At 64.6% G+C, this 12,110-nt stretch carries 15 protein-coding genes and 1 riboswitch; of the genes, 9 read left to right on the forward strand and 6 right to left on the reverse strand.

Annotated elements, in window-relative coordinates:
* Positions 1-95 precede the first annotated feature (95 nt).
* Positions 96-713 carry an MSMEG_1061 family FMN-dependent PPOX-type flavoprotein gene (locus ACNQOP_RS12905; protein ID WP_235517724.1) on the forward strand — a complete coding sequence of 206 codons (618 nt, stop codon included), beginning with the start codon at positions 96-98 and terminating at the stop codon, positions 711-713.
* A 4-nt stretch (positions 714-717) separates the two neighbouring features.
* Here ACNQOP_RS12905 and ACNQOP_RS12910 read toward each other — a convergent pair whose 3' ends face one another.
* Genes ACNQOP_RS12910 through ACNQOP_RS12925 form a run of 4 tightly spaced genes read right to left on the reverse strand, consistent with a single transcriptional unit; the run spans position 718 to position 3,856 of the window.
* Positions 718-1,791 carry a sulfate/molybdate ABC transporter ATP-binding protein gene (locus ACNQOP_RS12910; RefSeq protein WP_416404700.1) on the reverse strand — a complete coding sequence of 358 codons (1,074 nt, stop codon included), beginning with the start codon at positions 1,789-1,791 and terminating at the stop codon, positions 718-720.
* Complete coding sequence (locus ACNQOP_RS12915) at positions 1,788-2,600, reverse strand: ABC transporter permease (protein WP_257369519.1); 813 nt, start codon at positions 2,598-2,600, stop codon at positions 1,788-1,790. The genes ACNQOP_RS12910 and ACNQOP_RS12915 overlap by 4 nt, the downstream gene beginning before the upstream one ends.
* A gap of 57 nt (positions 2,601-2,657) precedes the next feature.
* The gene (gene modA / locus ACNQOP_RS12920) at positions 2,658-3,449 is read right to left on the reverse strand and encodes a molybdate ABC transporter substrate-binding protein (protein ID WP_416404701.1); all 792 of its coding nucleotides are present in this window, start codon (positions 3,447-3,449) and stop codon (positions 2,658-2,660) included.
* The gene (locus tag ACNQOP_RS12925; protein ID WP_235517734.1) at positions 3,446-3,856 is read right to left on the reverse strand and encodes a TOBE domain-containing protein; all 411 of its coding nucleotides are present in this window, start codon (positions 3,854-3,856) and stop codon (positions 3,446-3,448) included. The genes modA and ACNQOP_RS12925 overlap by 4 nt, the downstream gene beginning before the upstream one ends.
* Positions 3,857-4,155: 299 nt before the next feature.
* On the opposite strand from ACNQOP_RS12925, the gene ACNQOP_RS12930 reads away from it, so the two are divergent.
* The 3 genes from ACNQOP_RS12930 to ACNQOP_RS12940 are packed head-to-tail and all read left to right on the forward strand — an operon-like array spanning position 4,156 to position 7,577.
* On the forward strand, positions 4,156-5,025 hold the full coding sequence (locus ACNQOP_RS12930; RefSeq protein WP_416404702.1) for a DUF4031 domain-containing protein: 870 nt from the start codon (positions 4,156-4,158) through the stop codon (positions 5,023-5,025).
* Positions 5,022-5,786, forward strand: a complete 765-nt coding sequence (locus ACNQOP_RS12935; RefSeq protein ID WP_416404703.1) for a 2-phosphosulfolactate phosphatase — start codon at positions 5,022-5,024, stop codon at positions 5,784-5,786. The genes ACNQOP_RS12930 and ACNQOP_RS12935 overlap by 4 nt, the downstream gene beginning before the upstream one ends.
* Before the next feature lie 36 nt (positions 5,787-5,822).
* Positions 5,823-7,577, forward strand: a complete 1,755-nt coding sequence (locus ACNQOP_RS12940; protein ID WP_416404704.1) for a sialidase family protein — start codon at positions 5,823-5,825, stop codon at positions 7,575-7,577.
* On the opposite strand, the gene ACNQOP_RS12945 is transcribed toward ACNQOP_RS12940, so the two are convergent.
* Complete coding sequence (locus ACNQOP_RS12945) at positions 7,574-7,975, reverse strand: YccF domain-containing protein (RefSeq protein ID WP_416404705.1); 402 nt, start codon at positions 7,973-7,975, stop codon at positions 7,574-7,576. The two genes, ACNQOP_RS12940 and ACNQOP_RS12945, sit on opposite strands and share 4 nt — an antisense overlap.
* Positions 7,976-8,112: 137 nt before the next feature.
* A complete protein-coding gene (locus tag ACNQOP_RS12950; RefSeq protein WP_416404706.1) occupies positions 8,113-8,709 on the reverse strand; it encodes a phosphoribosylanthranilate isomerase in 597 nt (198 codons plus the stop codon).
* 97 nt (positions 8,710-8,806) lie between these two features.
* Here ACNQOP_RS12950 and ACNQOP_RS12955 point away from each other — a divergent pair, with 97 nt between their 5' ends.
* The 5 genes from ACNQOP_RS12955 to ACNQOP_RS12975 all read left to right on the forward strand — a co-directional run bounded on the left by ACNQOP_RS12955 (position 8,807) and on the right by ACNQOP_RS12975 (position 12,110).
* Positions 8,807-9,427 (forward strand): HutD family protein, encoded by a 621-nt coding sequence (locus tag ACNQOP_RS12955; RefSeq protein ID WP_416404707.1) that lies wholly within the window; start codon positions 8,807-8,809, stop codon positions 9,425-9,427.
* A 56-nt stretch (positions 9,428-9,483) separates the two neighbouring features.
* Positions 9,484-9,549, forward strand: a riboswitch (guanidine-III (ykkC-III) riboswitch).
* 9 nt (positions 9,550-9,558) lie between these two features.
* Positions 9,559-9,873 carry a DMT family transporter gene (locus ACNQOP_RS12960; protein WP_235517746.1) on the forward strand — a complete coding sequence of 105 codons (315 nt, stop codon included), beginning with the start codon at positions 9,559-9,561 and terminating at the stop codon, positions 9,871-9,873.
* 2 nt (positions 9,874-9,875) lie between these two features.
* Positions 9,876-10,241, forward strand: coding sequence for a DMT family transporter (locus ACNQOP_RS12965; RefSeq protein ID WP_416404708.1), 366 nt, complete (start codon positions 9,876-9,878; stop codon positions 10,239-10,241).
* A gap of 209 nt (positions 10,242-10,450) precedes the next feature.
* Positions 10,451-11,455 carry an aldo/keto reductase gene (locus ACNQOP_RS12970; RefSeq protein ID WP_416404709.1) on the forward strand — a complete coding sequence of 335 codons (1,005 nt, stop codon included), beginning with the start codon at positions 10,451-10,453 and terminating at the stop codon, positions 11,453-11,455.
* Positions 11,456-11,459: 4 nt separating this feature from the next.
* Positions 11,460-12,110, forward strand: a complete 651-nt coding sequence (locus ACNQOP_RS12975; RefSeq protein WP_284987581.1) for an MBL fold metallo-hydrolase — start codon at positions 11,460-11,462, stop codon at positions 12,108-12,110.

The raw sequence follows: 12,110 nt of genomic DNA on the forward strand, positions 1-12,110 counted from the left end.
TCAACTTTGAAATATGGGGCCCTGTGTTCCATGTTTGCCCACGGCGAAACCAGTGTCCAGAGCCTTCGGGTTGGGGAGGCGCTTAGGCTGGGGGCATGGACACTATCTCCAGCGCGGAGGAACTCGAAGAACTCATTGGACGCCCCTTGGATCGCGTACGGAAGAAGGTGCGACGGCAGCTCAGCGCTTTCGACCGGCAATGGCTCGCCGCGAGCCCCTTCTGCGTGATCTCCACAACCGATGCCCAGGGCCGTGTGGATGCCTCACCCAAGGGTGACCCCGCCGGCTTCATCCACGTCCTGGACGACAACACCATCGCCATCCCCGAACGACCGGGTAACAAGCTCGCCTTCGGCTTCCACAACATCCTGGAGAACCCCAACGTCGGCATCCTTTCTGTCGTCCCGGGGCGCACCGACACCTTGCGGATCAACGGGACCGCGCGCATCGTCAGCGACGCAGACTTCTTTGAACACATGGTGGTCAAGGGGCACCGCCCACGGGCCGCCGTCGTGGTGACCGTGGAGGAAGTGTTCACGCACTGCGGCAAGGCGTTCATGCGCAGCGGACTCTGGCAGCCCGAAACCTGGGAGAGCGGCGATTTGCCGAGCATTGCGGTGCTCGCGAAGACCTACACCCAGCCCGAAGCCCCGCTGGAGGAACTGGAGTCCTACTACGGACCGTCCTACGCCGAGGGAATGTACCGGGACTGACCCGTCACGCCGGGTAAACCGACACCAGCGCGGACTTGACCACGAACCGCACGTCCATTCCTGGCACAAGGCCGAGGTCTGCCGACGCCGCGGGCGTGATATCGGCGGACAAGGCTTGGGCTAACGCGCCAGCACTGGCCCGGACGCGGATCTGGTCTCCGTGCGGCTCAAGGTCCGTGACGGTGACGGGGAACGCGTTGCGCGGACTCCCGTGGACGTCGCCCAGGAAGACGGAAACGCTCGACGGCGGGAAGGCCGCCACGCCAGCCTGGCCGGGCACAGGTGACCAGTCGGGATCGTGCTGGCCGGCGAAAACCCGGCCATCCGGCGTCTTGATTCCATCCCTGGTGATGATCCCGGAAACGAGGTTGAGCCCCGCGAGGCCAGCCGCGAATTGGCTTCGTGGGCGTTCCAGGACTTGGTGCGTGGGCCCTTCTTCGGCGATGCAGCCCTGCTCCACCACTATCACCCTGTCGGCGAGCATGTAAGCGTCCAGGACGTCGTGCGTGACGATAATGGCCTTCCTATCCTTCAACACCCGTTTGAGCACGCGGCGGAGCAACGGTGCCGCATGGATGTCCAACGCCGCCATGGGTTCGTCGAGCAAGAGGAGTTCGGGCTCGGCGGCCAGCGCACGGGCAACGGCGATGCGCTGCGCCTGCCCGCCCGAGAGTTGGGCGGGTTTTCGTTGGGCAAGTGGCAGCGCATCCACCTCCGTCAACCAATGGCGGGCCGCTTCCCGCGCTGCCGCTGTGGATGCTCCGGCACTGCGGGGACCAAAAGCCACGTTATCCAGTGCGTTCAGGTGCGGGAAAAGCAGCGCCTCCTGGGCAAGCAAGGCAGTCCCGCGCTGGTGCGGTGGGCTCCAGTGGCGGGAGCCGCCGTCGAGGTTGAACAGTTCTTTATCGCCGATCCGCGCCGAGCCGGAATCGGGCCGCAACAGCCCCGCGATCACTCCCAACAGAGTGGATTTGCCCGCCCCGTTGGGACCAAGGATGGCCACGGTTTCGCCATCGCGGAGGCTCAGGGACATGTCGAAATTCCTGGCGCGGAGACTGGCCTGCAGCTCGAAGCTCATGGCTGGACCGCCACAGGTGCACTGCTCCGGCGTGCACCATAGCTGAGCCCCACCACGGCGACCGCCACAGCCACCAGGACCAAGGACAGCGCGACGGCGGCATCGGCGTCGGTTTCCCGTTGCAGGTAGATTTCCAGCGGTAGCGTCCGGGTGACCCCTTCAAGGCTCCCAGCGAAGGTCAGCGTGGCCCCAAATTCACCCAGGCTCCGCGCGAACGACAAGACAGCCCCGGAGGCCAGCCCCGGCAGCACCAGGGGAAGGGTGACCCTCCGGAGAACCGTGGTGGGCCGGGCACCGAGTGTCGCAGCCACGGCTTCATACCTGTTTCCGGCCGATCGCAGGGCACCCTCCAAACTGACAACCAGGAACGGCAAAGCTACGAACGTTTGGGCCAGCACCACCGCGGTAGTTGAAAACGCAATCTGGATACCGGCCACTTCCAGCGACTTCCCCAGCAGGCCCTGGCGCCCGAACGTGTACAGGAGCGCTATGCCTCCGACGACGGGTGGCAGGACCAGCGGCAACAGCACAAAGGAGCGCAGGAGCCTTTGTCCGGGGAAGTCGCCACGGGCCAGCACCAACGCCAACGGGACACCCAGCACGACGCAGAGGACGGTGCTCGCCGCCGAGGTCCGCAAGCTCAGCCCCAGTGCGGCCAACGACGAATCGGACGTGATGAGCGGAATGAACTGCGGCCAGTTCACTTTGGCCACCATCGCGAGCAGCGGAAGGACCACCAGCAGACCGCCCACAGCTGCGACGGCAAAGATCCAGCGCGGGATGCCTTGGTAGCCGGTGGCGGTCTTCATGGTCTCCTCAAAGTGGTGCGGCTCGGTGCTTAGGGCGTGGTGCTTAGGGCGCGCTGCTTAGGGCGCGCCGAATCCGGCGTTGCCCAGTACCTTCTTACCCGCCTCGCTGGTCACCGAGCCGATAAATGCCGCGGCCAGTTCCTTGTTCTGGCTGGAGCTTACCGTGGCTATGGGATAGGTATTGACCGCCTTGTCCGACTCTGGGAAGGCGATGCCCTTGACCTTGTCTCCGGCGCCCTTGACGTCCGTGACGTAGACCAGCCCCGCATCGGCCTCGCCCGAGGTGACTTTGCCCAGGACATCGGTCACCGATGACTCTTCGCTGACCGGGCTCAGCGAGATTCCCGTGGCCTTCTCCACGGTGTCCGTCGCCGCGCCGCAGGGAACCTGGCTGGCACACGTCACAACCCTTACGCCGGGCTTGGCGAGGTCCGCAAATGAAGAGATCGACGCCGGGTTGCTGGGCGGGACGGCGATCTCCAGGACGTTTGTTGCGAAGTTCGTTGCGGTACCCTCCAGCAGCTTGGCGTCGGAAAGCTTGGCCATGTTCTTGGTGTCGGCCGAAGCGAACACGTCCGCTGGCGCCCCTTGGGTGATCTGGGTCACCAGGTCCGAGGAACCGGCGAAGCTCAGCGTCACCTTGGTGCCGGGGTTCTTGGCTTCGAAGTCCTTGGCCAGCTGGGTGAAGGTGGACTTGAGGGAAGCCGCAGCGAAGATGGTCACTGTTCCGCTCAGCTGGGACGTGCTGCTGTTGCTCGATGGTGCGGCTGCGGGGGCGGTAGTGCCGCAGGCCCCAAGGGCGGCGGCTAATGCCACAACGATGGCCGCGGCCACGATGCGTGTCCTCATATGATGCTCTTTCCCTGCGGGGTTTCGATAATGACGGTGGTGGCCTTAACCACGGCGGTGGCCACGGATCCCAGTTCCAGGCCGAGTTCCCGGACGGCCTCGCTGCTCATGAGCGACACCACCCGGAAAGGCCCGCATTGCAGCTCAACCTGGGCCATGACCTTGTCCATGGTGATCCCCGTAACCAGGCCGACGAAGCGGTTCCGTGCCGAACTTCCCGAGCGGGAGGGGTCGTCAGGGAGATGGGACTGGTCCCTGGCAAGCGTGGCGAGCTCAAGCCCGTCCACAGCAAGGCGGCCCGCTCCGTCCTTCTGCGGTGTCAACGTTCCATTCTCGGTCCAACGCCTCACGGTGTCGTCACTGACCCCGAGGAAGCGGGCGGCCTCGGAAATTCGTATTTGCGGCATGAAGCCAGTGTACTTCCGCAGATACGGTTCAGATCCCGAGACTGTTCCGCAAACCAAATATGACGCATGGCCGCCCCGACACCTCGAAGGCGGCAGGCCGCCGTCGAACTCTGGCCCATCGGCGCTCCTCAGCCGTACCCTGTTCTTGGGGAGCCTGAGCCCGCCAACGGTCCACCGCGCTCCTTCCCGGTTGCCGTGATAACCACGGGCACTGACGCCCGTTTTCCGGGACGGCAAGCACGGCGGTAGACGTCCTGATGACCGGCAGCCGGGAAGGATCGTTTCGGTACACTTTGGCCATGGCCATCTACGTCGATCCGCCTCTTTGGCCGGCTCATGGGACCGTTTTTTCGCACCTCGTTTCAGACAAGTCGCTGAAGGAGCTGCACGCTTTCGCGGCCGCTGCCGGAGTTCCGGAACGGGCCTTCGACGGCGACCACTACGACGTTCCCGAACGCCGTTACGAGGACCTCGTCGCAGCCGGCGCCATCCCGGTGGAAGCACGGATCCTGGTCCGCAAGCTCATCGCCAGCGGGCTCCGCATCCCCGCCCGTGAGCGAAGCAAGGCGCTGACGGTGCCACTGATGGAGCGTTGGAACAGCATTTACCCCGGCCACGAAACCCTGGGACTTGAGCTGCTGGAGCGTTGGGGAGAGGACGGCCGGAAATACCACAGCCGCACCCACCTGCTCGCGGTTCTCGAAGCCTTGGACACCCTCACAGAGCCGGCCCTCCCGGCCCGAACGGTATCCTTGGCGGCCTGGTTCCATGATGCCGTCTATGAGGGCGTGGCTGGCCAGGACGAGGAAGAATCCGCTCTCCTTGCCGAGGCCCGACTGTCCGCGGAAGGCTTGGCTCCCGACGACGTAGCTGAAGTTGCGCGGCTTGTCCGGCTCACCTCCACGCACGACCCCCAACCCGGCGACCACGCCGGCGCCCTGCTCTGCGATGCCGATCTCTCCGTGCTCGGCGGCGACGAATCATCCTACGCGCGCTACCTGGCCGCCGTCCGGGAAGACTACGCGCACGTCAGCGACGACGACTTCGCGAAGGGGCGCGCCGCCGTCGTACGCCACCTCCTGGGCCTGGATCCGCTGTTCAACGGCGAACGCGCCAAGGCGCTGTGGCTCGAAGCAGCCCACCGGAACCTCACCAGCGAACTTGGGTGAACAGCGTGCTGAGCGAACCCGGGGCGCCGCAACGTCAACTGCCGTACACGGTCCGGTTCGAATGGGGGCTCGACGGCGCCCGATCAGTTGTTCCCGGAGCTGACCTCGCGGTGGTGGTTGACGTTCTGTCTTTCACCACGTGCGTCAGTGTCGCCGTGGACCGCGGGGCCCTGGTCTTCCCGTACCCTCAGCGGGACGTGGGGGCCAGCGAGTTCGCCACCCGCAACGGGGCCGCGTTGGCGGGCGCGCGGGGCTCGGAAGGCCTCAGTTTGTCCCCCGCAAGCCTTCTCTCTGCCCACCTGCTGGATCGCGTGGTGCTGCCCTCACCCAATGGTTCGGCGATCAGCCATGAGCTCGCGGCCTCGGCCCGGCAGGTGGTGGCGGTGTCGCTTCGCAACGCCGCCGCGACAGCCGACTGGGTCCACTCCACCCTGCCCGAGGGCGCGGTCATCGCCGTGATCGCAGCGGGTGAGAAGTGGGCTCACGGGGCACTGCGGCCGGCGTTGGAAGACCAACTCGGGGCTGGCGCGTTCATTGCAGGGCTAGCAGCGGCCGGGCGGCACAATTTCTCCCCGGAGGCGGCAGCGGCGGCGGCGGCTTTCGACGCCGCTGAACCGCAGCTCGCAGCTGTTCTGCGTGGGTGCTCCAGTGGGAGGGAACTCGTGGATGCCGGTTACGCGGACGACGTCGAGATCGCCGCCGGGCTGGACGCCAGCTCCACCGTGGCTCTCCTGCGGGACGGGGCTTTTCAAGGCGTCTAGCCGAGCCGTCTAGACTAGCCCCCTAGACTAGGAGGTATGACCTCCTACCTCCAACCGTCACAGGGCCATCCTCCACTAGCGGAACCGTCGGTGGAGCACGTCCTGGCTGTTCGCGGGGCGGGCGGATACCGCCAGTACCGCATCCCGGCACTTGCAGTGAGCACCCGGGGAACAGTCCTGGCTGCCTACGACGGCAGGCCGAACCTGGACGACCTGCCCAACCCCATAGACCTCCTCCTGCGCCGCAGTGAGGACAACGGGAACACCTGGGGCCCTCAGCAAGTGGTCCGCACAGGATCTGGGCTCCAGGGTTTCGGTGACCCCAGTTTGCTGGTCGACGCAGCGACAGGCCGCATTTTCATGTTCCACGCGGCAGGAACGCACGCGGGATTCTTTGAAGCGGTCGCCGGTATGGAGCCTGACGAGGACGTCCAGCACGCCGATCTCAGCTACTCAGACGACGACGGCGACACCTGGCAGCACCGCAGGCTCACCGCACAGCTCAAAACAGGCCGGATCACGGGGCTGTTCGCTGCCGCAGGCCAAGGAATCCAGATGCATACCGGCCCCTACAAGGGCCGACTGGTCCAGCAGTTCGTGGTGCTGGTGGACGGTGCCATCATGGCCGCCTCGGCGTTCAGTGACGATCACGGTGAAAACTGGGCCCTGGGAGAGCTGATCGGCCCTGGCGATTCAGGCATAGGACCCAACGAAAACAAGGTTGTCTGCCTCGACGACGGCCGACTGCTCCTGCACTCGCGGGCAACCCCCCACCGCTTGTCTTCGTTTTCGAAGGACGGCGGGGTTTCCTGGACCCCGCTCCAGCCCATCCCGGATATGCCGGACCCGAGCGACAACGGATCTGTTGCCCGCTTTGACGGACTTCCGTCTGTGGTTTCCGTGCCAGGCACCTCGCAGCCGGACACCACGCGTTGGCTGCTGGCCAGCAACAACCAGGATCCGCATCTTCGCCGGAACACTGTCCTGGGCCTCTCGCCGGATAACGGCGCCAAATGGCCCGCCAAGCTCATCGTGTGCCCCGGAAGCTCGGCGTACTCGACCGTCACCCGGTTACCCGACGGAAATATCGGGGTTCTCTACGAGCGGCAAGGGTACCGGGAGATTGTTTTTGCTTCGATTCCGGCCGGGCAACTGACGCAGCAGTTGAATGGCCAGTTGGGGCCGGGCCCGGGCCCGGCCTCGGTGGCGGCTGAGGCGTTTGCGGCGGAGGTGTCCACTGCTGGGGAGTCCGCGGCTGAATCCGGCGGCTTGGTCTTTCACATGGAACTGCGCTCCATTACTCCCGGCCGTCCCGCAGTCTGGCAGAATGCCGGGGATTTCCACGTGGTTCCTTCCGATAATGACGGCCAATGGGACATCCAAACGTGGAAGGAAATCGGCCAGGGATACGCAGACCAAGAGCAGGTTTTGGGCACACGCGAAGCCCAGGACCTCAACTACGGTGACATCATCCCCGGATACAAGGCCGGGGACATCTTGGCCTTCACCGGACGTGTCCGCAACGTCGGCACTCAGGCGGCGACCGGCGTCGTACTTCTTGGACCGCACGGCAACGCCGAGGATTTCCCACCCACGAACCTGCCGCCAGGCGGCCAAATCCTGTACTTCACGCCGACGTACACCATCACCGATTCAGACCTGCTGCGGGAGTCGCTGGACCTCGTCTTCACCGTAAAGGCCGACGGCGGGTCCGGACCTTCGGCAGGCCCCGTGCGTTTGGACCGGACGTTCACTTTCGATCTGCGCACCGGTGCCGTGAAGGTGTCCTAGCGGTAGGTGCTGACGAACGGCTGGTTGGTGGGAACGATCTGCTTGCCCAGCGGCATCAGCGAAACCGGAATCAACTTCAGGTTGGCGATCGCCAGGGGTATTCCGATGATGGTGATCGCCATGGCGAAGGCTGTCAGCACGTGGCCAATGGCAATCCAAATACCCGCAACCAGCAACCAGATGACGTTTCCGAGGAGCGCGAAGACCCCTGCTCCGCCGGGCTTCTCCACCACCATCTGCCCGAAAGGCCAAAGGCAGTAGGCGCCGATCCGGAACGAGGCGATGCCCCACGGTATGGTCACGATCAGCACGCAACAAATAATGCCGGCTGCGAAATAGCCCAGGGCCAGCCAGAACCCACCGAAGACAAGCCAAATGACGTTAAGGGTCGTTTTCATAGTCCTCATTCTCCCCTCTGGGTCAGACAAAACGCCTAGGGGTCTGCCCTGAATCTTCCCTGACTTGTGGTGCAGCCCCTTACCGGACCGGGATGTGAGGGAGGGTTGGCCTGAAGCGGGTGGGATGTGAGGGAGCGTCAGGCTTTGGCGGCCTCGACGAACGCGCGGATCTTCGCGAGATCCTTCACGCCACGCGATGCCTCGACACCCGAGGACACGTCCACACCCCATGCTCCGGCCGCCGTGGCAGCGAAGGCCACGTTTCCGGGTTCGAGGCCTCCTGCGAGCAGCCAGTCCCTGCCGTCAAGCCCCTTCTCCTGCACGGACGCGTAATCCCAGGCCTCCCCGGACCCCGGAACTGCGGCATCGACCAGGAACAGGTCCTCGCCCAGATCAGCGAACTCGTCCTGGCCGGCACCCATGGTGACGGCCCTGATGAGCCGCATCCCGGCGTCGTGCACTGTTTTGACGTCGTCGGCGGTCCGCCGACCGTGCAACTGGACCCAATCGAGCCCGGCGGCGCGTGCCGTTTCCACGGCGTCAGCGGCGGACTCGTGGCGGAACACTCCGACGGCCTTGACCGAGGAAGGAACCAACGGCAGCAGGACGCGGACCTGGTCCGGGCTGACTTCGCGGGGACTCGAGGTCAGGACGAAACCAACCGCGTCCGCTCCGGCATCCACGGCTTCGCGCACAGACTCGGGCGTGCTCAGGCCGCACACTTTGACGAACATTCCCGCGCCTCCAGCCATTTTCGCAACGTTTTCCACATACGACGTTAGCAAGCCGGATCGTCAACGAAGAAGCGCTGTCCACCACTAGGCTGGTCGAATGGAGATCATCCGCTTTGCCGACATCCGTCCTGAACCGTGGCGCAACGGAGGCGGGGTGACGCGCGAACTCGCCAGCCATCCGAAGGCCGCTTCGGCGCAGGACGGCGCCTGGGATTGGCGCGTGAGCATCGCCGATGTCGCAAAAGCCGGTGAGTTCTCCAACTTTCCGGGCATGGAGCGGGTCATCACCATCATCGACGGCGAACTGCTGCTCCTCACGGTCGATGGCGCCGAGCACCCCTTGGAGAAGTACCGGCCATTCCGCTTCTCCGGCGAGGCTGCCTCCGCGGCGACGCTTCCCACTGGCGACATCCGGGACCTCAACGTCATTGCACGGACCGGGGCTTTCAAGGGCTATACGTCCATTGTCGAAATTTCCAAGAAGCGCGCACATCCTGTCTTCGAGGGCCAGTTGGCTGTCTTGTTGGAGGGCAAGGCCACCGTTGCTCCCGGCGCCGCTGCAGAGGCAGAGTCCGACGGCGATTCCGCGGCAACCAGCGCCGGCGAACCTGTCGAGTTGTCCCGCTACGACACCGTCGTGGGCTCGGACTCACGCAGCCCGGAGATCTCGGGCCGGGGTTTCGTAGCAGTGATCTCGATCGACCACGTAGAACCGTAACTGGTGACCTTAACCACCGGAAGTGGCCACCCAGTGCGGGACTTGCTAGCCTGAAATGAAGGTTCCGCTCTGGGACCTCCGGACGACGGTTCAGTACCCGGCACGCGACAAGACTGGCCAAAGGAAATGTCATGTCGTGGTTAATTCTCATTCTCTCCGGTGCGCTTGAGGCCGTCTGGGCCGCAGCACTCCACCGTTCCAAGGGCTTCCGTAGACCCGTCCCCACCGTGGTGTTCCTCGTGTCTGTGATTGCCAGCATGGCCGGACTCGCAATCGCCATGCAATCCATTCCCACGGGCACTGCCTACGCGGTGTGGGTTGGTGTTGGCGTGGTACTGACAGCGACGTACGCCATGGTCACCAAGGTAGAACGCGCGACGACCGCCCGGCTGCTCCTGCTCGCCGGCATCGGCGCGTGCGTGGTGGGCCTGAAGGTGGTGGCATAGCCATGACCAACACCAAGAACACCGGCATCTTCTGGATCATCCTCCTGGCATCGGCCATCCTTGAAGCCGTCTGGGCCACCGCTTTGGGCCTCTCCAACGGCTTCACGCAGCTCGCACCCACCATCGTCTTCGCTGTTACTGCCCTCCTGAGCATGCTCGGACTGGGCTTCGCGGTGAAACGCATCCCCCTGGGTACCGCCTACGCAGTGTGGGTTGGGATCGGTGCGGCACTGACCGTGGGCTGGGCCATGATCACGGGCGTGGAATCCGCGAGCCCGCTGAAGCTGCTGTTCATCGCGGGCATTGTGGGCTGTGCCGCTGGTTTGAAGGCCCTGCCTACCGAGAAGCCTGTGGCCAAGCCCGAGTAGGTGCCCCTGCCGCACCGCTCCTTCCCAGTTGCCTCCCCCGCACCCCGCCGAATGCACGCGGAAACCCCGGAATGACGGGAGCCCGCGTTCAAGGTGACCGGGCATCACCGGACCAACTGGGAGGGAGCGCAGGAATACCCATGCGTCGCGTCAGGTTCATGCCAAGGAGAGCACTGATAAAGAGCACCCAAACGCGCATTGGAGAAGTCATGACTGCAGTTCAGCTCGGCGACGGCCTCACTGTCAGCCCCCTCGGTTTCGGCGGGATGGCCCTGACCCCGGTGTACGGGGGCATCGATCCTGAGGAGGGCCTCAAAACCCTCAGACACGCGGTGGATGCGGGGATCACGTTCATCGACACCGCAGATGTTTATGGCGCGGGCAGCAACGAAGAACTCGTGGGCAGGCTGCTCAAGGATCGCCGGGACGAGATCCAGCTGGCCACCAAGTTTGGAATTGAGGGCAACCCCGCGGACGGATACACGGGAGTCCGCGGGGATGCACCCTACGTCAGGCAGGCGGTGGAAGCGAGCCTCCGCCGTCTGGACACTGACGTCATTGACCTCTACTACATGCACCGCCGTGACCTCCGCGTTCCGATAGTGGAAACCGTGGAGGCCATGGCGGAGCTGGTCCGTGAGGGCAAGGTCCGGCACCTCGGCCTGTCAGAAGTGACTGCCGAGGAGCTCAGGCAGGCCAGCGCCGTCCATCCCATTGCCGCGGTCCAGAGTGAATGGTCAATCTGGAGCAGGGATGTTGAGCTCAACGTTGTTCCTGCAACCAAGGATCTTGGCGTGGGATTTGTGCCGTACTCGCCGCTGGGCCGTGGGTTCCTGACGGGAACCATCAGCGCGAGCGACCTTGGCGAGAACGATTTCCGCCACAGGGTCCCCCGTTTTGGTGGCGAGGCACTTGATGCGAACCAGGCCGTCGTGGCCGCGGTCCGCGAGGTAGCCAGCGGGCTGGATGCAACTCCGGCCCAGGTAGCCCTGGCTTGGCTGTTCACCCAAGGTCAGCGCCTTGGGATTCCGGTGGTTCCCATTCCCGGCACGCGCAAGGCGCACCGGATCGACGAGAACCTGGGCGCACTGTCCCTGCAACTGGGAGAAGCGCACCTTGAGCTGCTTGACCAGGCCGCGTCCGCCGTCGTAGGTTCACGATCCGCCGACCCCAACTGGGTATCGGAAGGCCGCGAAGCCGGCAACGTAGGCTGAAGGCATGGACTCGCTTATTCATTCACTCCGTGACGTCACCATCCGCAGCATTTCGGTCAGCGAGATGAACAATAACGTCTACCTGTTGACCTCAAAGTCCACGGGAACACAGGTGCTGATCGATGCCGCCGATGACCTGCCCGCCATCCAGCAGCTCCTGCAGGACAGCGCGGTTGATTCGTCGGCCCCCACCAAACTGGCGAGGATCGCAACCACCCACCAGCACTGGGACCACGTCCGTGCGTTGGAGGAGTTGGTGGCCGCCACCGGGGCAACCACCTCCGCAGGAGCGGACGACGCCGATGCGTTGCCCGTTCCGGTGGATGTCCGGCTCGGTCACGGCGACGTTGAGCGGTTCGACGACCTGGAGCTCACAGCGGTCCATTTGCGTGGACACACCCCGGGCTCGATCGCTTTCGTTTACCAGGATCCGGACGGGCCGGCCCACATTTTCAGTGGAGACTCGCTGTTTCCGGGAGGCGTCGGCAACACACAGAAAGATCCTGCACGCTTCACTTCTCTGTTGAACGACGTGTCGGAACGACTGTTCGACGCCTATCCGGACGAAACCCTGGTGCACCCGGGCCATGGATTGCCCACGACCCTCGGAGCCGAGCGGCCACACCTTGAGGAGTGGCGCGCCCGAGGCTGGTAA

The sequence above is a fragment of the Arthrobacter sp. LFS091 genome, from assembly GCF_047977885.1.
Lineage (GTDB): Bacteria > Actinomycetota > Actinomycetes > Actinomycetales > Micrococcaceae > Arthrobacter.